Below are 21,405 nucleotides of genomic sequence, written 5' to 3' on the forward strand. Positions count from 1 at the left end.
GTCTCGGCGGGATCAGCTCAGGGGGAGGCGGGTGGCCCGGAGCAGCGCTCCGTCAGCCACCAGGCCGACGACGGCCTCGATCTCCGGGGCCAGGTGCCGGTCCGGCCCGGGGCCGCCGACGCCGGCGGCGCGGACGGCGTCGCGCACCGCGGCGGTGGCCCGGGCCGGTTGCAGCGGGGCCCTGAGGTCGAGGGCTCGGGCCGCGGTCAGGATCTCGACGGCGAGGACACGGGTGAGGCCGTCGACCGCGCGCCGCAGCTTGCGAGCGGCGGCCCAGCCCATCGAGACGTGGTCCTCCTGCATCGCCGAGGAGGGGATGGTGTCGACGCTGGCGGGCACGGCCAGCCGCTTGAGCTCGCTGACGATCCCGGCCGCCGTGTACTGGGCGATCATGTGCCCGGAGTCGACCCCGGGAGCGTCGGCCAGGAACGGCGGCAAGCCGTTGCTGCGGGCCGGGTCGAGGAACCGGTCGGTGCGTCGCTCGCTCATGCCCGCGACGTCGGCCACCGCGATCGCGAGGAAGTCCAGGACGTACCCGACCGGGGCGCCGTGGAAGTTGCCGTTGGACTCCACGCGGTCGTCGAGGGTGACCACCGGGTTGTCGATGGCCGCGGCCAGCTCACGGTCGGCAACCACTGCGGCGTGGGCGACGGTGTCACGCGCCGCGCCGTGCACCTGCGGTGCGCAGCGCAGCGAGTAGGCGTCCTGCACGCGGGTGCACCCGGGCCCGCGATGGCTGGCCATCACACCGCTGCCGCTCAGCAGCATGCGCAGGTTGGCGGCCGAGGCAGCCTGCCCCGGGTGCGGACGCAGGGCCTGGAGGTCCGCGGCGAACACGGCGTCGGTGCCGAGCAGGGCTTCGACGCTCATGGCCGCGGCGACGTCGGCCGTCGTCAGCAGGCGGCGCAGGTCGACGAGGGCCAGCACCAGCATGCCGAGCATGCCGTCGGTCCCGTTCACCAGCGCCAGCCCCTCCTTCTCGGCCAGCTCCACGGGCTCGATCCCGTGCGCCCGAAGGGCGTCCGCGGCCGGGCGGAGCACACCGGCGCCGTCTCGGACCCGGCCTTCTCCCGTGAGGGCGAGCGCGACCGAGGACAGCGGGGCCAGGTCGCCGGAGCAGCCGAGCGAGCCGTACTCGTGCACGACCGGCGTGAGACCGGCATCGAGCATGGCCGCGTAGGCCTGAGCCGTCTGCGGCCGGACGCCGGTGCGGCCGGTCGCGAGTGTGGACAGCCGCAGCAGCATGAGGGCCCGGACGACCTCGCGTTCGACCTCGGGCCCGGACCCGGCGGCGTGGGACCGGATGAGGCTGCGCTGCAACCTGGCGCGCTGTTCGACCGGGATGTGCAGGGTGGCCAGTGCCCCGAAACCGGTGGACACGCCGTAGTGCGGCCGGTCGTCCCTGGACAGGGCGTCGACGACGGAGCGGCTACGGGCGATCTCCGCGACGGCGTCGGCGGACAGCCGGACCCCGCACCCGTCGCGAGCGACGCGCACCACATCCCCCGGCCTGACCGGGCCGGTCCCCACGACCACGCACTCGCGGCGCATGGGGCCATGGGACACCGTGACCGCCGGTCCGCCTAGACCTGTTCGCCCGGTCGCGCCGGACACCTCCGACGTCCTGCCGAACCGGGCCGCGGGACGGTCGCTGCGGACGGCAACGTGCGGATCTGCCCCATGGCGACGGGACGCCCACGGCCGTCGAGCCGCGGTGTCCGAGGGGCGACTCGCTGGACACGCACACGGCTACGGCCGTGAGCGGAGGCGGCGTGCCCGCTCTGCTCTGGCCGACCTCGTCGGTGCGTGCCCGGCGCGTCCCGGGGAGGGTCACTCGGGCGGCGCCGATGCGGCAGCGTTCTCCTGCATGACGGCGGAGATGTCCGCGACGTCCCCGAGGACGGCGACGAGCTCCTCGATGGTCGTCGCCGTCGCGCCGGTCACGCCCACGTAGAACACCTCGTAGCGGCCGTCGCCCACCTCGAGGTAGCCACCGAGGGTCATGGCGCCGATCTGGAGACGCTCGTTCAGGTCGTCGGGACCGGCGACCGTCCCCGTCTTCGCGAACACGCGACCGTGCGCAGGGCAGGAGGGGCAGAACCCGCCCAGCGAGCCGTCCACCCCCAGGATGGGCAACGAGGTGCGGAACCGGTCCGCGTCCTCGGTGCCCAGCCAGTACTCGAGGATCTGCGTGACCGCTCGGGGGGTCACGCGGTCGTCCGGGGTGCCGCCGCGGCCGTCGGAGAAGCTGACCGCGTCGGTGTCCACTCCTGCTCCCTGGAGGAAGGTCTTCTCCACCGGGAACCCGTCCATGCAGTCGGGCGACCCGGCGTGCACGGCCATCAGGCAGAGGGTCAGGTTGGCGCCGAGGTTGTGGCTGACCTTCAGGATCAGCTCCGCGTACTCGGAGAAGACGGGGGAGACGTAGGACGCCACGGTCCGGTCGGCGGTGTACGAGGGGGGCGCCTGGTCCACCGGGTTGGGACCGCCCGCGGGGGCGTCGACGGTGACGCCGGCGCGGGCGAGGGCCTCGATGAGCGCGGTCCGGCCGAACGCGGACGCGTCGTCGACCTGTGCGACCCGGAGTTGCGGCTGCGAGCCGGCGGCGATGGTGCCGCTGACCGAGATCTGGTGACCGTCGGGGGAGGTCGTCACCTGGATGTCGGTCGCGTCGTCCGCCGCGACCGTACGGACGTCGGAGGTGACCTGGAACGTGCTGACCTGTGGCCGCCACGAGAAGTCGGCCGCCTGGCCCGGGGCGGTGGGTGTGGTCAGCAGGTCGATCAGGTTGTCGTTGATGATCAGGGGAGTGGGCGTGGGGTCGAGTTCGCCGACCGCGGAGAAGGCCCGGTCGTCGATGAGCACGTCGCCGGCGACCCGGGTGATCCCCGCGGCGCGCACCTGCTCGGCGATGGAGTCCAGCCCTGCGAGGGGGTCCTCCGGCGTCAGCGTCGCCCCGGGGAGGTCGTTCGCGTACGTGTGGTCGGTGTCGGTGTAGTCGACCGTGCCGTCCGGCTTGGTCCGGCCGCCCATCGTCAGGTCACCCTGGGCGACGAGCACCAGGTTGCCGTCCAACGTCGAGCCGTCCTGCCTGCCCACGGCGTGGACCGGCGTCTCGAACCGATGGTCTGCGCCCAGCGTGCCCCACGTGGCCGAGACGCTGAACAGCTTGGTCACCGACCCGGGGAGGAACGACTGATCCGGGAACTGTGACAGGCCGACCCGACCGTCGGACGGATCGATCTGGAGCAGGCCCCACTGCGCGTGCTCGTACGCAGGCTTGTCCATCACCGCGGTGATCCGCGGATCGAGATCGTCGGCGGAGGCGATGGCGACCGGCACGTTCACGGCAGCGGTCAGCGCGACCACCGCGACGACGAGCGACGTCCGCCGCTCACGACTCATCAGTTGCACGGCGTACCCCTGTCGGGAGGCCCGCGGGGGCTCAGGAGAGAGGGGACAGCCGAACCGTTGCGGGGGTGGCCCACACTGGTGCTGGTCGCCGAGACCGCACAGTGCCGTTGGTCCCGGGTGGAGAGCCGCCCTCACTCGCGTAGCCGACGCCGACGCCCCGGTCGCTTCCGCCGCTTCGGCCGCTGCAGCGAGGTCAGGGGATCGATTCGATGATCCGGATGTCCCGCTCGGCGCCGTCGCCGAGCGCCGCGAGGGCCCTCTGGTATGCCGCACTGCGGTACGCCGCGACGGCCTGGTCGACGGTGTCGAACTCGATCACGGTCGTCCGCTCGAGCACGCCCGACTCGAACGCCGCGGCCGGGGCGCCTCGGGCGAGGAACCGTCCGCCGCCGGCGAGCATCGCCGGACCGGCGAGGTCGACGTAGGCGGCCAGCTTGTCCGGGTCGCTGATCGACCGGAAGGTGTTGATCCAGTACGCCTTCGTCACGGTGTGTCCCTTCTCCGCCGAGTTGGCGTCGACGATCCCGACCGGTCCCGGTGGATGTCGACCGCTCCTCCGATGCCCGTGCCGCACGCGTCGGGCAGCCCGTTCGTCGACCGGATCACGTCGGTTCCCCGAACAGCACTGAGCCTTCCCCGTCGGACCAGACGGTCCGGATCGTCATGGCCGTGATGACCCACACGCCGTCCCGGCGCACGAGGTCGACGTCGTAGGTGTTCTTGAGCAGGAGGTGCCGGTGCGGCTGCGCGCGGAGGACGTGCTGGGCCTCGACGAGTGCCCACAGTCGCGCGCGGTCGCCGTCGAGGCCGACCCGCGGGTTGGTCACGGTGTGCGTCGTGGCCAGCGGCTCGAGGGTGGTCAGGATCGCCTCGATCGCCGTCCGGCCGTGCATGACCGGGACGGCGGCCCCGAACCGGCCCGCGGGCTGGGTGAAGTCGAGGACGGCGTCGGGAGCGAAGGCGGACAGGAACAGCTCCCGGTCCCGCAGGTCCTGGCCTGCGCCGAAGCGGTAGAGGGCGTCGACGACCTCCTGCCTGTCGCGCAGCTGCCGCACCTGTCGGGCGACGTCGGGGATCCCGGCGTCGCGGGGAGTCGTGTCCTCCAGGTCGACGGACATGGCGGGCCTCCTGATCGGGGGTGTGGGATCTGGGGGGTGCGAGGTCGGCGCGCCGACGAGGGCGGCGACCACGTGGTGCGCGCCGGCGGGTCGCCCTGCCGAGGAGTCCGCAGCACGCCGGGAACCGGAGGTCGTCTTCGCCCCGCTCACTCGACCTCCGCCGCCCGCCGCCGGCGTGCTCTCGGGAACCCGCAACCGCCGGGCGGCGCAGCCGGCGAGCACGAGGAGGAACGGCACGAGCACGGCCGGGTCGTAGTGCGAGCCCAGGCGAGGAAAGGCCCAGACCGAGGCGTTTCCCGAGGCGTGCAGCAACACCGCGCTCCCCAGCGCTCGCTCCGAGCGCTCGTGGACCCAGACGGTCAGGACCCGCAGAGCCACGGTGACCACGCACTGCGCGACGATCCAACCCATGCGGTGGCCTGCCTGGACGTACGGGAGCGCGTGCCAGAGCGCGCACGCGACGCCGATCAGGACGGCGGCGTGCGCCGCGGGCCGCCTCCTCCGCACGGCTGGGAGCAGGTAGGCCGTCCAACCGATCTCCTCCGCCGCCGCCGTGACGAGGAAGACGGCGAGGAGACCGGCCACCAGCGCCAGGGAGACCTGCCCGCTGGGGAGGTCGCGTTCCATCACCTGCTGAACGAGGTACGACGCGACAGTGGCCCCCGGTACGACCAGCGCCGCCGGGAGCAGCCACCGTCGTCGCCCGGCCGGAGGCAGCTCCACGGCCCGCGCCAGCAGGCTCCGTCCCGCGCCTGGGCCTCGTTCGGAGCGCGTGAGCACGACCGCGGCGACTGCCGGGCAGATGAACACCGCCGCACTCACCGGCAGCGGGAGTCCCGTCCCGACGGCGCGGGCACCGGCCAGCCAGCCGGCGAGGTAGAAGGGCAGCGACAGGGTGAGCAACAGGCTCAGGAACCGCGCGACGGACGGCGCCCTCGTCATCGCTCACGTACCCCACCGCACCGCTGGTCGCCGGCCGGGCCCACGACCGCGCCGGCGTGCACGGCGGGTCACCGGCCGCCGGCCGCGGTGCGCTCCTCCGCCTCGCGGAAGGCGCGTGGCCAACCCTCCCGCCGGCTCGGCACCGTGGGCTGCCACCCCAGCGCCCGGAACCTGGCGGCGCTGACCCGCTGCGAGCGGGCGAGCGCGCGCACCGGGGCAACGGCGGCGCGAACGGTCCATGACGGCAGCGGGCGCACCCTCGAGATGCCGGCCGCCTCGGCCAGGACGGCGAGCACGTCGCGCCGGCGCAGCGGTTCGTCGTCCACGGCGTTGTAGACCCCGGCCGGCGCCGTGAGCGCCACGAGCAGAGCCGGGCCGACGTCGTCGGTGTGGACGGCACTGGTCCACGCATCCGGAGCGCCGACGACCATGCCGCGACCGCGGCGGGCCGCGCCGATCAGGTCGCGGCTGAACTCGTCGTGCGGACCGTAGAAGGCGCCGAAGCGCAGTGCCACGCCCGCGCCTCCCGAGGCGGTGAAGCGGGCCAGGTGCCGCTCGGCGAGCAGGTTGGCCTGCAGCGCGCCGGGTGCCAGCACTCGGCTGTCCTCGTCGAGGAGCCCGTTCCCGCCATCGGCGTACACCATCGTGACCGTGTCGTGGACCAGCCGCGGCACCCGGGCGGCCAGTGCCGCCTCGACCAGCGTGCCCGCCCCGATGCCGCGCAGCCGGGAGTACTCGCGCCACGCCCACGGCAGGGGTGCGCGGGAGGCGGGTGGGATGGCCACGCGCAGGTCGATCACGGCATCGGACCCGGTGATCAGGTCGCGCAGCGCCTCGAGGGCCTCGGTGTCGCCGCGGACGGCGGTCGCGCCGAGGGCCGTGACCATCTCGGCGCCCGCGTCGGTCCTGGCGTGTGCGCGCACCGCGTGGCCGGCCGCCGAGAGGGCCGGCAGGGCAGAGCGCCCGGCGGTGCCGGTGGCGCCGAGAACGGTGACCTCCATGACGTGTCCTCCTTGCTCAGTCGGGACGGGTCAGGGTGTGAGGACGACCCGGCCGCGCAGGCCGCCCTGCTCGAGGAGGGCGTGGGCACGGGCGGCGTGCTCGAGCGGGACGACCTCGGAGACCCGGGGGGTGAGGACGCCGGCGTCGGCGAGGCGGACGAGTTCGGCCAGTGCCCGCCCGTCCGCGGCGACCTCGTGCACGATGACCCTCGTCGCGCGGATGGGTGGCGGCGCGAACGGCCGCACCAGCGCCACGAACGTGCCACGGCTGCGCAGCGCGTCGTGCGCGGCGACCCCGAGGACGGCGGCGTCGATGACGGCGTCCACCCCACCGCGCACCAGCCGGCGCACGACCGGGCCCACGTTCTCGCTGCTGGTCAGCACCCGCCAGGCGCCGAGCCGCTCGAGCAGCTCGGCGTCGTCCGGCCGGCCCACCGCGACGGTCCGTACACCCTGGTGCCGGGCCAGTTCCAGCGCGAATCCGCCCACGCCGCCGGCGGCACCGGTGACCAGGACGACGTCTCCTGCACGGGCACCGCTGGCGGCCAGCGCCCCCGCGGCGGTGAGCCCGTTCAGCGGCAGGGTCGCTGCCTCCACCAGCGACCAGGTACGGGGCGCCGAGGCCAGGACCGACTCGTCCAGCAGCACGGAGTCGGCATGGGTGCCGGCGGCGAACAGCAGGTCCCGCAGCCCGACGACGGCATCGCCTCTGGAGAAGCTGCGCACCTGCCGACCGACGGCGTCGACGTGCCCGGCGACGTCCCACCCGAGGCCGGTCCGGTCGGTGGGCACCATGAGTCCGGCCTCGGCGAGACGGCCGGAGCGGGTGGAGAGGTCGATCGGGTTGACCGTTGCTCCGGAGACGCGGATCCGCACCTCGTGCGGCCCGGGTGGGGCCGCGGGCTCCTCGACGATCCTCAGCACGTCGTGTCCGCCGAACCCCGCGGTCACCACCGACCGCGTGCGCCGGGAACCGTCGAACCGGCCGATGTCGGCGTCCGGCGCGTTCCCGGGCGGGGGTTCCTGCGGACTGCCCGACGCGAGTGCCGATCGTCGGATCATGGGGTCCTCCCGCGACGTGCGGAGCGGCCGGCTCCGGTGAGGAGAGGCCAGCGGCGTGGTCCCTCGGAGACGATCGTGTGCACGGCCGCCACCGCCGGGAAGTGGCAGATCTGCCCCTCTCCGCAAAGGTCCTGCCAGACCGAGATCCTGCCGCCGACGGAGCGGGACCCACCGGCCATCTGGCGACATCCCAGCCGGACAGGACGGCGGTGGGGAACTCGGGGAGGTGGCGCTCGGCGCCGGCCGGCCGGCCGTACGGGGGTGGCGCCCCGCCCGGTCCGGGAGCCCCTTCAGCCCTCCGACGGCGGCGTCGAGGCGGCGCCGGCGGCCTTGGCCAACAGGGTGCGCAGCAGCGCCCGTTCGCCCGCCTCGAGCGCCACCATCACCGGTGAGGTCTCGAGCATCCTGGCTTGCAGCTCGCTCCGGAGCCGCCTGCCGTCGGGCGTCAGCTGGAGCAGCTTGACGCGGCGGTCCCCTGCCTGAGCCGCGCGGGACACCAGGCCGCGCTGCTCCAAGCGGTCGGCGATACCGGTGACGTAGGACGCGTCGCAGCGCAGGTGCTCGGCCAGTGAGCGCATGGGAGCGGCACCCTCCAGCGCGAGGAGTGCCCGCGCCTGGGCCACGGTGAGGTCGAACCCCGCGGCGGCCGCCTCGAAGTTGTGCAGGGTCTGCTCGGTCACGTGCATGAGCAACGCGGCGGTGTCCCGCGCCTCACCGGCCGACGTCGTCCTGTCCGCTCGCGCCACGGTCCGACATTACTAGGTCCGGTCAACACTTGACTGGGTCAAGGACCTCGGCGCACAGTGGAGCCGTCGACCGGTCCAGCACCCGGAGGGGACCATGTCCACACGGACGTCACGCGAGGCGGCGTTCGTCGTCGACGTGCCACCGCCCTGGCGCGCCCGGGTTCTCGTCCAGGGGCCCGGACCGGCCCTCACGGCGGGCGACGTACCCGATGGAGTGGCCGTCATCCGCCTGGTCCCGACCGGGGTCACGTCCTGGGGGCTGGACGGCAGCCGTCGAGCTCATCTCGGCGCCCGGTGCTGAGCCGTACCCGACGAGCCCGGTCGCCGGCAACCCGTGGAGCGGTCCCCGCCCGGGACCCTCCGAACACCGCAAGAGGAGGCAGCTGTGAACGTCAACATCGCGGTCGTCTACTACTCGGCCACCGGCCACACGCACCGGCTGGCCGAAGCCGTGGCAGAGGGAGCCGCCGACGCCGGAGCCGACGTCCGCCTCCGGCGGGTCCGCGAGCTGGCACCGGACGAGGCGATCGACCGCAACCCGGCCTGGCGCCGGCACGTCGCCGCCACCCGGCACGTCCCGGAGGCCGAGCTGGCCGACCTGGGGTGGGCACACGGGCTGGCCTTCGGCTCGCCCACCCGCTACGGGATGGTCGCCGCCCAGCTCAAGCAGTTCCTCGACACCACCGGCCCGCTGTGGCAGCAGGGCGCGCTCACCGACAAGGTCGTCACCACCTTCACCGGCGCCGCGACCGCGCACGGCGGGCACGAGACCACGCTGCTGTCGCTCGACGCGGTCTTCTCGCACTGGGGCTCGGTCATCGTGCCCCTCGGGTACAGCAGCCCGGAGGTGTTCGAGACGGGCAACCCGTACGGCTCCACCTGGGTGTCCGGCAGCCACCGCCACCCCGACGACCTCACCCTCCGTGTGGCCCGCCACCAGGGTGGGCGGCTGGTGCAGTGGGCGCTCCGGGCGGTGTCCGTCCCGGTGACCTCCGGTGTCTGATCGGCTCCGGCGCGGGCCCGGATCAGCTGCGCCGGTCGTAACCCCTCCGGCGAGCCGCCCTCAACACCCGTCGGGGAGCGCGCACGGCTCGCCGGACCGGGATCACTGGTCCCTCGTGGTCGCGGCGGGTCTGGCGGTGTTCATGGCCATGCTGGACAGCTACGTCGTCGTCGTCGCGCTGCCGGACCTCGGAACGTCGTTGGCGGTGACACCAGGGCTCCTGCCCTGGGTGGTTCTCGGCTACTCGCTGGCCATGGCTGCCGTCGTCCTGCCGGCCGGTCGCTGGCTCGACGGCGTCGGTCATCGGCCGGCGCTCCTGGCCGCCGTCGGGGCTTTCGCGACGGCCGGCATCGGCTGTGCACTGGCGCCGTCGATCGAGGTGCTGCTGGCCGCGCGAGTCGTCCAGGGTGCGGCAGCGGCAGTGCTGACCGCCCTCACCCCGGTGCTCGCCGCGGTGGCGGTCGCGCCGCAGCGCCGGGGCCGCGCCATGGGCGTGGTCTCCGTGCTGGGGCCCCTGGGTGCGCTGACCGGCCCGGCGGTGGGTGGCTGGCTGGCCGAGGCGCTGGGCTGGCGGGCGCTGTTCCTCATCAACCTGCCCGTCGCCATGACCGTCGCCGTCATCGCCCTCCGCAGCCTCCCCTCGGGGCAGCCGGTCAGCGGACCGGACCGGAGGCTGGTGGCGCAGGTGGCCCTGCTGGGCGGCGCCGTACTCGCGATCCTGGCCGGCCTCTCCCTGGCGTCCCGGGCCGACGTCGCCTGGGCGGCGACGGCCCTCCTCGCCGTTCCGCTGCTGCTCGTCTGGGCGCGCCTGCCGAGCAGCGCGCCGGTGCTGCAGCTGTTGACGGTGCGATCGGTGACCGGGGGACTGGTCGCGCTGGCCCTCGTCTCCGTCGTCACGAGCGGCCTGATATATGCCGTTCCCCTCGCCCTCGCCGGGCGGGCCGGTTCGACGGCGGTCGAGTCCGGGCTGGCCCTGAGCGCCCTGTCCCTCGCCATGCTGGTCCTCGCCCCCGTGGCCGGCGTGCTGGCGGACCGATTCGGTGCCGACCGCGTGGCGAGGGCCGGTGCCGTCCTGGCCGCGACCGGATTGGTGGTCCTGCTTCCGCTGGACCCCACCTGGGGTGTTCCGGACCTGAGCTGGCGGCTGGCCGTGGTGGGAGCCGGCACGTCCCTCTTCGTCGGCCCGAACCAGGCGATGCTCATGACGGCTGCTCCCCGCCCGCTGCTCGGCTCGACCGGGGGAGCCTCCGGCGCGGCCCGTGCGGTGGGATTCGGTCTCGGCCCGGCCCTGGTGGCGGCGACCTGGACGTCCACCGACGCCGTGGCCGGGCTCCGCTGGTCCTTGGTCGTCCTGTGCTCAGCCGCCCTGCTGGCTGCGGGGTGCCTGCACGCGTCGGGACGACGGTTCCGGACGGCGACCTGATCGGCCTCGTCGTGGCGTCCGTCCCGCGGCAGGGGGCGCGCAGCGCGTCGATCGGCCACGGCGTGGCCGATCGAGCCACCCGGGCGCTGTGGGCGGCGGCCACCGTCGGCGCGTTGGCGCAGTCCCGCGCCGGATCCGCAGGTGCGCTGCTGGCGGTCGAGGTCGCCCGGTCAGCTCCAGTGCACGAGCACCGAGCCTGCGACGAGCAGGAGCAGGCCGCCGGCGCGCGCGGCGGTGAGCCGCCGGCGTGGCATGGCCAGCACCCCGCGGTGATCGATCACGGCGGATGCGACCTGCTGGCCCGTCACCGTCAGGGCCACCGTCACCGCGGCTCCGATGACCGGGATCAGCAGGAAGGTGACGGTCACGTAGACGGCCGCGCAGAGGCCGCCCAGCCAGCCCCACCAGGGCATGGTGCGCAGCGGTCGGAGCTGCGGTCTGGGCGTGCGACGGAGGGTGAGGAGGGTGCCGAGGACGACGAGGATCGTGGCGGTCGCAACGACGAAGCTGATGGTCGCGACCGCGAGCGGCGCCCCGATCTCACCCTCGAGCCGGCTGTTGATGGCGCCCTGGACGGGGAGTACCGCCCCGGCAGCCAGGCCCAGCAGCGTCCAGGCGAGCCGCGACGCGGTCGGCGTCCCGAGCGCTTGCCGAACGGGGGACGCCGGAGCGTCGACGCGCGTGCCTCCGCTGGCCAGGGCGGCCGCGGAGTGCACCGGGACGGCGACCCGGGTGAGCCTGCCACTGACGCTTCCCGTGATCATCACGGTGACTCCGGCCACCACCGCCAACGCGCCGAGCAGGATCCCCGGGCCGAAGGGCCGGCGAGGCACCCACAGCAGGCCGAGCAGGTCGAGTCCCAGGGAGGCGAAGACCTGGCCGGTGACGAACAGGGCGCCCGCGACCAGTGCGCCCAGCCGGGGGAACAGCAGGATCCCCGCGGTGATGTACAGCGGGCTCGCCACCCCGCCGAGCAACAGCCACCAGTGCGACACCTCCGGGACCCGACCCATCGCCGCGACGGCGCCGGTGGCCAGCGCGACGAGCCCGAGTACCACGCCTGCGATGAGCAGTTGCAGCGTCGCGGCACCGAACGGCGTCCCGACCGCCCTGCTCAGCCGCTGGTTCACCGAGGCCTGCACCGCGAGCAGGCAGCCGATCAGGAGCGCGGAAGCCAGGAAGACGAGAGGCATGACCCCTCCAAGAGCCTCGGACCCGGACATGGTGTCCGGTTACGACGAAGGCTCCAAGCGGACATGGCGTCCGGATATTCCGCTAAAGTGCCGCCGTGTCCGCGCCCGCACCGCCGTACGAGGCGGGGGAAGGCTCCTCACCCGAGCCGCTCGATCCGCTGACGGCCGGCGCCGCATCCCCGCGGGAGCGCGCGGATGCGGCGCGCAACCGTCGCCGTGTCCTGGCCGCGGCCGAGGAACTGTTCGCCACCTGCGACCCGAGATCGGTGACGATGGGCCAGATCGCCCGGCTGGCCGGTGTCGGGCGAGCGACCCTCTACCGGCGCTTCCCCGACGTCGCTTCGGTCGCCCTGGCACTGCTGGACGAGCACGAACGGCGACTGCAGCACGAGCTCATCCGCGGCGTTCCGCCGCTCGGTCCCGGGGCCGACCCGGCAGACCGGCTCGCGGCCTTCTACGTGGCCATGACGAGCCTGCTCGACCAACACCTGCACCTCGCCCTCGGGGCGGAGACGGGCAACGCCCGGTTCGGCACCGGGGCCTACGGGTTCTGGCGAGCGCACGTGCGGTCACTCCTGGTCGCAGCGACCGTCCCTGATCCGGACGCCCTCGTGGACCCGCTGCTGGCGCCGCTCGGGCCCGAGGTGTACGCGCACCAGCGTGCCCAGGGCATCAGTGGGCAGCGGATCACCGACGGCCTGGTGTGGCTGGCCCGGCGGCTGCTCCCCCCGAACGCGGCCGGATCGCCCGAGGGCCGGCCGAGCCCGACCGGTCAGGCGAGTACTCCCGCGGGGAGATGAGCCTGCCGTGTCCGCCGGCCCGGTAGCCCGGATCAGGCGGCGCGGTCGACGTCCCCCACGAGGGTCGAGGCCCGGCCCGGTGATGATCGAGCCGTTGTCGACGTGGAGCACCATCGGGTCGACCTGCACCGCTGCCGGCGGGTCCAGTCAGCGTCGGGCCCGGTGTCGTTCGACCCGTGGTGACTCCACATCCACCGGCCTCCCCGTCCGGGGTGGCTGGTCCGCATCGAACGAGGGGTCGCTCCGCCGACGGGGTGGATGCCCCGGGGAGGACCGTCATGACGAGTGCAGAGAGCCAGCGGACGCGGGTGTCCTTCGAGTCGGGCGGCGTGCGGCTCGCGGGGTATCTGCACCGCCCCGCCGATGTCGGCGGGATGCTGCCGTGTGTGGTCATGGGGCACGGTTTCAGCGGGACGCAGGACCGGCTGTTCGAGCTCGCGGGACGATTCGCGGCCGTCGGCCTCCCGGCTCTGACGTTCGACTACCGCAGCTTCGGGGAGAGCGACGGCGTGCCGCGCCAGCTGGTCGACGTGTCCGGACAACTGCAGGACTGGCAGGCGGCGGTCCGCTTCGCCCGGGGCCTGGACGGCGTGGACCCCGAGCGGGTTGCGCTGTGGGGTTCCTCGCTCGGAGGTGGGCACGTCGTCCGTATCGCCGCGGACGACCCACGCATCGCGGCGGTGGTCGCCCAGATGCCGTTCAACGGCTTCCCGCGTCGGGTGGAGGGCCGTTCGACGCGCGACGCGGTCCGGCTCTTGTGGGCGATGACCGTGGATGCGGCGCGCGGCCGGGTGGGCCTCTCGCCCCGCTACACACCGATGGTGGGCGCACCGGGTGAGGTGGCGGTGACCACCACCGCGCGAGCACAGGAGCACATCGCTCTGCTCTCCGGTGAGGGCGCGACCTCACTGTGGCGCAACGAGGTGGCTCCGCGCGGCCTGTTCGGCATGCTGCGTTACCGGCCCGGCGACGTGGCGCACCGGCTGGGGATGCCGGTGCTCGTGTGCATCGCCGACAACGACCGCGAGACGCCCGAGGAGACGACGCGGCTGATAGCGCAGCGGGCGCCACGGGGCGAGCTGCGCCGCTACCCGGGGACCCACTTCGACCTCTACCGCGATCCCGTGCGCCAGCAGGTGGTGGCCGACGAGATCGACTTCCTGCGCGCGCACCTGGTGGAGCGGACGCGGCACGGCGCGGCGTCGACGGCCGCCGGGCGGGAGCAGGCGTGAACGCCGGTCGAAGCGGCCCGACCTCGGCGTCGGGTGGACCTGGCCGGATCGCGGAGATGCTGTCCGCAGCGGCGAGGGGCGCGCCCCTCGCGGCTCCTGCCGACATCAACCGATCGCCACAGGGGAGGCGGTGTTGAGCGTCGGCGAGAACAAGCGTCTGGTGGCCCGGATGGTCGCCGAGGTCATCAACCGGGGAGACCTGGGTGCCATCGACCGGTCCTTCGCCTCCGAGATCGCCGCGGCGGCGCGGGCGTGGGTGGCTCCGTTCCGGGAGGCCTTTGCGGACGTGCACATGCAGACCGTCGCTCTGGTGGGGGAGGGGGACACGGTCGTCGGCTCCTTCCGTTGTTCGGGCACCCAGACGGGACCGTGGATGGGTCGACCCGCGACCGGCCGTGCTTTCCGCGACGTGCGAGAGGTCTGTTGGTTCACGGTCCGGGACGGGCGCATCGTCGATTGGTGGGGGCTGGAGGACAACGACGAGCGCCGCCGTCAACTCCGCAGCTCAGGTGCCACGACGTGATGGACCTGCGGCGGAGCGGTCTCGCTCCGTCCCCCCTCACCGGCTGCTTCCCGTCGGCGACGAGGGAGCCCTCGAGATCGCTGGACGCCTGAGGCCGGCCCCGCCGTCGGCTCGACCCGTCGAGCGCCACCCTGGCGCTGCGGCGGTGCGCGCGGCGCGGCGTCCTCCATTCAGGACCGTGATGGACGATCACCGGTCGCCTGGGCCTGGCGGATCGCCCGCCAGACGCGCATCGGCGTGGTGGGCATGTCGATGTGCCGCACCCCCAGGTGGGCGACGGCGTCGATGACCGCGTTCTGTACCGCCGGCGTGGCGCCGATCGTGCCGGCCTCACCGAGTCCCTTGGCGCCGAGTGGGTTGTAGCTGGTCGGGGTCTGGGCGTCGACCAGCTCGAAGCTCGGCACCTCGGTCGCCGAGACGATCGGGTAGTCAGCGAACGTGCTGGTCAGGGGGTTGCCGTCCGTGTCGTAGCAGACCTCTTCCAGCAGGGCCTGCGCCGCCCCCTGGGCCAGCCCGCCGTGGCGTTGCCCCTCCGCGAGCAAGGGGTTGACGATCACTCCAGCGTCGTCCACGGCGACCAGCCGGACCAGCTCGGCCTTCCCCGACTCGACGTCGACCTCGACCACCGCGACGTGTGCACCGAAGGGGTAGGTGGGGCCGGGGGCGGTGAACACGCTGCGCACCAGCAGTGGCTCGCGCTCGGCCAGGGAGGCGAAGGACACCGCCGTCCCCGGGACGCCGGTCACGCGCAGCCCCGCCGCTGCCCGGTCGACCGCGAGGTCGGCGGGGTCGACCTCGAGGTCCTCGGCGGCGCGGGCCTTGGCCAGCTCGATGAGTTCCAGCACCGACTGGCGCACCGCCGCGCCGCCCAGTTGCAGGCTGCGCGACCCGGCGGTGCCCCCGCCTTCCGGGACCAGGTCGGTGTCACCCCAGCGGACCACGATGTCCTGGAGCGGGATGCCGAGCTCCTCGCTCGCCAGCATCGCCCACGTCGTCGCATGCCCCTGACCGTGCGGGGAGGTGCCGGTCAGGATCGTCGCGGTGCCGTCGGGGTGCACCTGCACGGTCGCGTTCTCGTGCGGTGGACCCGGCTCGATCCCGGCGCCGGTGATCTCCACGTAGGCCGAGAGCCCGAGGCCGAGCTGACGGACGTCGCCACGCTCGCGGCGCGCCGCCTGCTCCGCCCGTAACCCCGGGTAGTCCGCCGCCTCCAGCGCCTTCTCCAACGCGGCCGGGTAGTTCCCGGAGTCGTAGACCGCACCGCCCTTGCTCGTGTAGGGCTCGCTGAACGGCGGGATCAGGTTGCGCCTTCGGACGTCGGCCGGATCCAGGCCCAGCTCGGCGGCGAACAGGTCGACGGCCCGCTCGATCGCCGCGGTCGCCTCCGGACGTCCGGCGCCGCGGTAGGCGCCCACCGGTGTCGTGGTCGTGACCACGCTGCGGAAGGAGGCCTCCACCTCCGGGATGTCGTAGACGCCTGGTGCCATGAGCGCGGTGAGGGACGGCAGCAACGCGCCGAACTTGGGATAAGCCCCGGCGTCCTGCAGGACTGCCAGCCGGTAGGCGCGGATCCGTCCGGCCCGGTCCCCGCCGATGGTCACGGTCTGCACCTGGGCCCGGCCGTGGGCCATCGCGACCATGTTCTCCGAGCGGGTCTCCACCCAGGTCACGGGCCGGCCCGCGTGGCGGGCGGCGAGGGCCACGACCGCGTGTTCGGGGTCGGCACCGAACTTCGCCCCGAACGCCCCGCCCACGTCCGGGGTGACGATCCGCACCGCGCCGTCGTCCAGGCCCAGCATCCCGGCCACCGAGCGCCTGCTCCACTGGGCGCCCTGGTTGGGCAGCCAGAGGGTCAGCCGGCCGCGGTCGTCCCAGACCGCCGCGGCCGCGCGCACCTCCAGGGGAGCCACCGCGACGCGCTGATTGACGATCTCCCGGCTGACGACGACCTCGCAGCCGGCGAACAGGTCGGGGTCGGGTGCGCCGTCGCTCTCGAAGGCGACGTTGCTGCCGGCGTCGGGGAACAGCAGGACCTGCCCGGCGGCGGACTCCTTCGGGTCGACGAGCCCGGGCAGCGGCTCGTAGTCGACCGTGACCAGCGCGGTGGCGTCCTCCCCGGCGTACCGGTCCTCGGTGAGCACGACGGCGACCGGCTCGCCGACGAACCGGACGACGCCGGCGGCCAGCAGTGGCTGCGCCATCGCCTGGGGGTACATCGGCATGGTCGGGCGTTGCGGGGGGGTGCCCGCGACGTCGTCGGCGGTGAGGACGGCGACGACACCGGGGACTGCGGTGGCCGCGGAGGTGTCGATCGACACGATCCGGGCGTGCGCCATCGGCGACCGTACGAAGGTCGCGTGCAGCGCACCGGTCAGCCGCTCGTCGACCAGGTCCTCGGTGTAGACCGCTCCCCGGGTGAGGAACCCCAGGTCCTCGGTCCGCCGCACGCGCGTGCCCAGGATGCTGCCCGGCGGGAGTTGCTCACCCACCGACCGAGTGGTGTAGGTCACACCCGAGACGTTACGCAGAACCGGCCCCTCGAAGGAGTCCGTCGCGGCTCGTCCACGTCGGCCGTCGGCCCGCCGAACCGGTACAGGGGCGGTCGGGCGAGGAGTCCAGGCTCGGAGACGCGGGGACACCCGCGCCCCTGGGCCCCGCTGGACGCGGGACGCCCCGGCCCGCGGGATGCGGGCCGGGGCGTCGGGACGGGTGGTGTCTAGCGCAGGTCGTAGCGGTCGAGCTCCATGACCTTCACCCAGGCCGTGACGAAGTCCTGCACGAACTTCTCCTTGGCGTCGTCGGCCGAGTAGACCTCGACGATGCCGCGCAGGATCGAGTTCGAGCCGAAGACCAGGTCGGCGGCGGTGGCCGTGCGGACGACGTTCCCACCGGCGTCCCGGCCCTCGTACACGCCCTCGGTGTCGACCGAGGTCGACCAGGTGATGCCGAGGTCGAGCAGGTTGCGGAAGAAGTCCTGCGACAGGACCCCCGTCCGGTCGGTGAACACGCCGTGCCGCACCCCGCCGGTGTTGGCGCCGAGCATCCGCAACCCGCCGACGAGGACCGTCATCTCCTTCGCGGTCAGCTCGAGCATGTACGCCCGGTCGACCAGGAGCGTCTCCGGCTCGAGCTTGCTCCCCGGCGCGATCCAGTTGCGGAAGCCGTCGGCCTGCGGCTCGAGCCAGCCGAAGTTCTCGACGTCGGTCTGCTCCTGCGAGGCGTCGGTGCGGCCCGGGTGGAACGGCACCGTGATCGGCACGCCGGCGTCCGCGGCGGCCTTCTCCACCGCCGCGCTGCCGCCGAGCACGATCAGGTCGGCGAGCGAGACCTTCTTGCCGGTCTGCTGCTCGAACTCGCCCTTCACCCGCTCGAGCACCGGCAGCACGTCCCGGACGCCCTCGTTGACCGCCCAGCCGATCTGCGGTTCCAGGCGCAGCCGGGCGCCGTTGGCGCCACCGCGCTTGTCCGTGCCGCGGTAGGACGCGGCGGCGGACCACGCCGTGTGCACCAGTTGCGAGACGGTCAGACCCGAGGCGAGCAGCCGCTGCTTGAGGTCGGCGACCTCCGACTCGCCCACGAGCTGGTGGTCGACCGGGGGGACCGGGTCCTGCCAGATGAGGTCCTCGCTCGGCACGTCCGGGCCCAGGTAGCGGCTCTTCGGGCCCATGTCGCGGTGCAGCAGCTTGAACCAGGCGCGGGCGTACTGGTCCTTGAAGTACTCCGGGTCGTCGCGGAACCGCTCCGCGTACGCGCGGAGCTCGGGGTCCACCCTGAGGGCCATGTCGGCGGTGGACATCATCGGCGGGTTCTTCTTGCCCTCGATGTGCGCGTCGGGCACGAGTTCCTGGGCCTCGGGGTTCTTCGGCTGCCACTGCTTGGCGCCGGCCGGACTCTCGACCAGCTCCCAGTCCCAGGTGAAGAGGGTCTCCCAGTAGGAGTTGTCCCACGTCGTGGGCGTCGGGGTCCAGGCACCCTCGAGACCGCTGGTGATCGCGTCGGCGCCCTTGCCGGTGCCGTTCGGGTTCTGCCAGCCGAGGCCGATGCTGTGCACCGGGCAACCCTCGGGCTCCGGACCCAGCAGGGACGGGTCGCCCGCGCCGTGCGCCTTGCCGAAGGTGTGACCGCCGGCGATCAGGGCGACGGTCTCCTCGTCGGTCATGCCCATCCGGCGGAAGGTCACCTTGATGTCGTGGGCCGAGCCCATCGGGTCCGGCTGGCCCTTCGGGCCCTCCGGATTGACGTAGATGAGCCCCATGGTCACGTTGGACAGCGCACCCTCGAGCTCCAGCGGGGCCTCGTCGGCGTACCGCTCGTCGCCCAGCCAGGTGTCCTCCGGACCCCAGAAGACCTCCTCGGGCTGCCAGGTGTCCTCGCGGCCGAAGGCGAAGCCGAAGGTCGGCAGGCCCATGTCGTCGTGCGCGACGTTGCCGGCGAGGATGAGCAGGTCGGCCCAGGAGAGCTTGCGGCCGTACTTCTGCTTGACCGGCAGCAGCAGGCGGCGGGCCTTGTCGAGGCTGGCGTTGTCCGGCCAGCTGTTGAGAGGGGCGAACCGCTGGGCGCCCTGGCCGCCGCCGCCCCGGCCGTCGGCGATGCGGTAGGTGCCGGCCGCGTGCCACGACATGCGGATGAACAGCGGGCCGTAGTGGCCCCAGTCGGCGGGCCACCAGTCCTGCGAGGTGCGCATGACCTCGACGACGTCGCGCTTGACCGCCTCGACGTCCAGCTTCGCGAACTCGGCCTTGTAGTCGAAGTCCTCACCGAGCGGGTCGGAGTCCCTCGAGGGCTTGTTCAGCACCGACAGGTCGACCTGGTTGGGCCACCAGTCCCGGTTGCTCTGCGGCCGCCGGTTGGTGACCTGGGTCGGCGCGGGGATCGCCGGGTTCTCGCTCTCGCTGGTGCTCTCGCTCTGGTTCTTGTCGATCTCGTCGTTCACGGCGTGCCTCTCTGTGCGGTGCGGGCGGAGGGGGCGGGAGGAGGGATGGCTGCGCAGGACGGGCAGCGTCCCCAGAACAGGACCTCAGCCTCGTCGATGACGAAGCCTGCGTCGGCGGAGGGGGTCAGGCAGGGGGCGTCACCGGTCGTGCAGTCGACGTCGGCTATGGCCCCGCAGTCGCGGCAGACCAGGTGGTGGTGGTTGTCGCCGACGCGGGCCTCGTAGCGGGCGTCGGAGCCCTCCGGCTGGATGCGCCGCACGAGGCCGGCGCCCTCGAGCGCGTGCAACACGTCGTACACCGCCTGGTGCGAGACCGCACCGAGGCGCACACGCGCCGCGTTGATCAGCGCCTTGGTGTCGAGGTGCGGTTGCGCGTGGACGGCATCCAGCACCGCGAGGCGCGGCCGGGTGACCCGCAGACCCGCCGCGCGCAGTGCACGCTCGAGGTCTGCGGCGTCCTCCACGGCGGGATCCTCACAGCTTGCCTTGATCGAGTCAACAAACGGGCCCGAGGTGGTCGGCCGGCGAGGGGACCACGCCGGCGCATGTCGTCTCGGGTGTCGGCCGGGAACCGGCGCCGCCTCCGGACGGCATCGAACGATCCCATCCGGCGGCCGGAGGAGGCGCCCACCGGCTGAGCCGACGCCCAGCCGCGGCAGCAGTCGGTCTCGTGTCGAGTGGTCGGTCAGGAGCCGGCAGTCGCCCCGGCCGCGATCACCTCGACGTGGTCACCGACCCCGATCGACCCCGGTTCCTCGACGGTGGCGTACATGCCGAACAGGACCGCGCCGTTGTCCGGGAGGTGGGCGACCGGGGTGGTGAGGTCCGTGGCCGGTTCGCCGCGGTATCGGGTGATGGCCTTGAGGGTGTTGACGTCCACCTCGCCGCTGTCGGGGTTCTCGTTGGTGACCACGCAGCGGGGGACGGGGCCGACCACCCGGACCGTCGCTCCGCCCACCCGGAGCCGCCGGCCCGCCCAGGTGTCCTCCTCGTGCACGCCGCACCCGTCCAGCTCGACGAGCATCCGGAAGCGCCGCTGGTCCAGCCGTTCGCCCTCGGGGGTGACGCTGCGCAGGTGCTCGATGGTGGCCGAGGAGATCAGCGTGACCGGGTGCACGTCGACGGCGTCGCCGGGGCTGTCGGTGGCGACCAGGTGGACGGGCTCGCCGACGAACTCGGTGAGGGCCGCCGACCACGGGCCCGACACCAGGTGACCGGGCACCTCGCGCCCGTAGAAGTCGGTGACCACCGGCTCGCCCGGCTCGGTGGTCGTCCCCTGCACCGGTTCGCGGCCGGGGATCTGCAGGGACAGGTGTCGCCGCGAGCCGTCGTAGTGCGCGGTGAGCCGGACCAGCGGGCCGTGCTGCTTGCCGTTGACCAGCCGGTGCCGGGCATCGACGAGGTGGAACCGCCGGTTGTCCTCGACCCCGTTCCGGGTGACCGCCAGGCTGGTCGGGTGGTGGAGGGCGGTGCCCTTGACGGGCGTCATCGACAAGCGCGAGACGACGGGCATGAGAGTCCCCTCCGGTCAGGCGTGGAGGACCCAGCGTAGGGAGCAGCGGGCCGCGCCCCACGGGTCCCCCCCGGGTCGTTCGCGGCCCGGCACGGGCGATCGGCCCGGTCCGAGGGGCCGCCTCGCCGCTCGTCCGTGACCTGCGTTCAGGGGATGTCCGAGACGGTCAAGTCATCTGTCCGAAACAGTACAGCCTTGCCGCTTCCGAGCCTCCACAATCGTTGCAACACGGACCGGGCGCGAATACGGCGACCCGAGGCCCGTGCAGATCTCCCGAAGCACTCCAAGGACTTCGGCACCGCGGGAAACGGCGACTTCCCCGCTCTCTGATCCACCTTCGAAACGGAGACACGCGCATGTACTTCCTCGACGATTCCCTGTTCCCGGAGAACCAGGAGAAGCTGGTGATCACCGCGGCTCCCTACGGGCCGGAGTGGGAGCCCGCCGACTTCCCGGAGGACATTCCGCTGACGATGGACCAGCACGTGCAGCAGGCGGTGGA

General features: G+C 73.4%; 17 protein-coding genes. 5 read left to right on the forward strand and 12 right to left on the reverse strand.

The annotated features are described in order from the left end of the window. Window positions 1-12: 12 nt before the first annotated feature. The 7 genes from hutH to CRP39_RS22430 all read right to left on the reverse strand — a co-directional run bounded on the left by hutH (window position 13) and on the right by CRP39_RS22430 (window position 8,283). A complete protein-coding gene (hutH, locus tag CRP39_RS22400) occupies window positions 13-1,551 on the reverse strand; it encodes a histidine ammonia-lyase (protein WP_097208598.1) in 1,539 nt (512 codons plus the stop codon). A 279-nt stretch (window positions 1,552-1,830) separates the two neighbouring features. After that, window positions 1,831-3,405, reverse strand: a complete 1,575-nt coding sequence (dacB, locus tag CRP39_RS22405) for a D-alanyl-D-alanine carboxypeptidase/D-alanyl-D-alanine endopeptidase (RefSeq protein WP_097208599.1) — start codon at window positions 3,403-3,405, stop codon at window positions 1,831-1,833. Between the two features lie 202 nt (window positions 3,406-3,607). Further along, entirely contained in the window at window positions 3,608-3,901 is a 294-nt protein-coding gene (locus CRP39_RS22410; protein WP_097208600.1) for a DUF1330 domain-containing protein, read from the reverse strand. Window positions 3,902-4,016: 115 nt separating this feature from the next. Then, on the reverse strand, window positions 4,017-5,474 hold the full coding sequence (locus CRP39_RS22415) for a nuclear transport factor 2 family protein (protein ID WP_097208601.1): 1,458 nt from the start codon (window positions 5,472-5,474) through the stop codon (window positions 4,017-4,019). Window positions 5,475-5,542: 68 nt separating this feature from the next. Continuing rightward, a complete protein-coding gene (locus CRP39_RS22420) occupies window positions 5,543-6,475 on the reverse strand; it encodes an NAD-dependent epimerase/dehydratase family protein (protein WP_097208602.1) in 933 nt (310 codons plus the stop codon). Between the two features lie 30 nt (window positions 6,476-6,505). Beyond that, entirely contained in the window at window positions 6,506-7,537 is a 1,032-nt protein-coding gene (locus CRP39_RS22425; RefSeq protein WP_097208603.1) for an NADP-dependent oxidoreductase, read from the reverse strand. Window positions 7,538-7,827: 290 nt separating this feature from the next. Next, on the reverse strand, window positions 7,828-8,283 hold the full coding sequence (locus CRP39_RS22430) for a MarR family winged helix-turn-helix transcriptional regulator (protein WP_097208604.1): 456 nt from the start codon (window positions 8,281-8,283) through the stop codon (window positions 7,828-7,830). 385 nt (window positions 8,284-8,668) lie between these two features. Here CRP39_RS22430 and wrbA point away from each other — a divergent pair, with 385 nt between their 5' ends. Together wrbA and CRP39_RS22440 are read left to right on the forward strand one after the other, a co-directional pair. Next, window positions 8,669-9,286, forward strand: coding sequence for an NAD(P)H:quinone oxidoreductase (gene wrbA, locus CRP39_RS22435; protein ID WP_097208605.1), 618 nt, complete (start codon window positions 8,669-8,671; stop codon window positions 9,284-9,286). Window positions 9,287-9,401: 115 nt separating this feature from the next. Beyond that, window positions 9,402-10,709 carry an MFS transporter gene (locus CRP39_RS22440; RefSeq protein ID WP_097208606.1) on the forward strand — a complete coding sequence of 436 codons (1,308 nt, stop codon included), beginning with the start codon at window positions 9,402-9,404 and terminating at the stop codon, window positions 10,707-10,709. A 170-nt stretch (window positions 10,710-10,879) separates the two neighbouring features. Here CRP39_RS22440 and CRP39_RS22445 read toward each other — a convergent pair whose 3' ends face one another. Continuing rightward, entirely contained in the window at window positions 10,880-11,902 is a 1,023-nt protein-coding gene (locus CRP39_RS22445) for a DMT family transporter (protein WP_097208607.1), read from the reverse strand. A gap of 95 nt (window positions 11,903-11,997) precedes the next feature. On the opposite strand from CRP39_RS22445, the gene CRP39_RS22450 reads away from it, so the two are divergent. The 3 genes from CRP39_RS22450 to CRP39_RS22460 all read left to right on the forward strand — a co-directional run bounded on the left by CRP39_RS22450 (window position 11,998) and on the right by CRP39_RS22460 (window position 14,457). Then, a complete protein-coding gene (locus CRP39_RS22450) occupies window positions 11,998-12,702 on the forward strand; it encodes a TetR/AcrR family transcriptional regulator (protein WP_216359874.1) in 705 nt (234 codons plus the stop codon). A gap of 278 nt (window positions 12,703-12,980) precedes the next feature. Beyond that, window positions 12,981-13,934, forward strand: coding sequence for an alpha/beta hydrolase (locus CRP39_RS22455; RefSeq protein ID WP_097208608.1), 954 nt, complete (start codon window positions 12,981-12,983; stop codon window positions 13,932-13,934). A 133-nt stretch (window positions 13,935-14,067) separates the two neighbouring features. After that, the gene (locus CRP39_RS22460) at window positions 14,068-14,457 is read left to right on the forward strand and encodes an ester cyclase (protein ID WP_245854041.1); all 390 of its coding nucleotides are present in this window, start codon (window positions 14,068-14,070) and stop codon (window positions 14,455-14,457) included. Between the two features lie 170 nt (window positions 14,458-14,627). On the opposite strand, the gene CRP39_RS22465 is transcribed toward CRP39_RS22460, so the two are convergent. The 4 genes from CRP39_RS22465 to CRP39_RS22480 form a co-directional block, all read right to left on the reverse strand. Then, window positions 14,628-16,967 (reverse strand): xanthine dehydrogenase family protein molybdopterin-binding subunit, encoded by a 2,340-nt coding sequence (locus tag CRP39_RS22465; protein WP_245854042.1) that lies wholly within the window; start codon window positions 16,965-16,967, stop codon window positions 14,628-14,630. A 206-nt stretch (window positions 16,968-17,173) separates the two neighbouring features. Continuing rightward, window positions 17,174-19,390 carry a catalase/peroxidase HPI gene (gene katG, locus CRP39_RS22470; protein WP_216359875.1) on the reverse strand — a complete coding sequence of 739 codons (2,217 nt, stop codon included), beginning with the start codon at window positions 19,388-19,390 and terminating at the stop codon, window positions 17,174-17,176. Further along, window positions 19,387-19,854 (reverse strand): Fur family transcriptional regulator, encoded by a 468-nt coding sequence (locus tag CRP39_RS22475; RefSeq protein ID WP_097208609.1) that lies wholly within the window; start codon window positions 19,852-19,854, stop codon window positions 19,387-19,389. Before CRP39_RS22475 ends, katG begins: the two co-directional genes overlap by 4 nt. 221 nt (window positions 19,855-20,075) lie before the next feature. Continuing rightward, the gene (locus tag CRP39_RS22480) at window positions 20,076-20,903 is read right to left on the reverse strand and encodes an MOSC domain-containing protein (protein ID WP_097208610.1); all 828 of its coding nucleotides are present in this window, start codon (window positions 20,901-20,903) and stop codon (window positions 20,076-20,078) included. Window positions 20,904-21,405 lie beyond the last annotated feature (502 nt).

The organism is Geodermatophilus sabuli (assembly GCF_900215145.1).
Taxonomy (GTDB): domain Bacteria; phylum Actinomycetota; class Actinomycetes; order Mycobacteriales; family Geodermatophilaceae; genus Geodermatophilus; species Geodermatophilus sabuli.

What these genes read in the sequence shown, in the direction of transcription:
- CRP39_RS22425 (WP_097208603.1), bottom strand. Translation starts at nt 7,537, where the DNA reads ATGATCCGACGATCGGCACTCGCGTCGGGCAGTCCGCAGGAACCCCCG.
- CRP39_RS22480 (WP_097208610.1), bottom strand. Translation starts at nt 20,903, where the DNA reads ATGCCCGTCGTCTCGCGCTTGTCGATGACGCCCGTCAAGGGCACCGCC.
- hutH (WP_097208598.1), bottom strand. Translation starts at nt 1,551, where the DNA reads ATGCGCCGCGAGTGCGTGGTCGTGGGGACCGGCCCGGTCAGGCCGGGG.
- dacB (WP_097208599.1), bottom strand. Translation starts at nt 3,405, where the DNA reads ATGAGTCGTGAGCGGCGGACGTCGCTCGTCGTCGCGGTGGTCGCGCTG.
- CRP39_RS22420 (WP_097208602.1), bottom strand. Translation starts at nt 6,475, where the DNA reads ATGGAGGTCACCGTTCTCGGCGCCACCGGCACCGCCGGGCGCTCTGCC.
- CRP39_RS22455 (WP_097208608.1), top strand. Translation starts at nt 12,981, where the DNA reads ATGACGAGTGCAGAGAGCCAGCGGACGCGGGTGTCCTTCGAGTCGGGC.
- CRP39_RS22415 (WP_097208601.1), bottom strand. Translation starts at nt 5,474, where the DNA reads ATGACGAGGGCGCCGTCCGTCGCGCGGTTCCTGAGCCTGTTGCTCACC.
- CRP39_RS22445 (WP_097208607.1), bottom strand. Translation starts at nt 11,902, where the DNA reads ATGCCTCTCGTCTTCCTGGCTTCCGCGCTCCTGATCGGCTGCCTGCTC.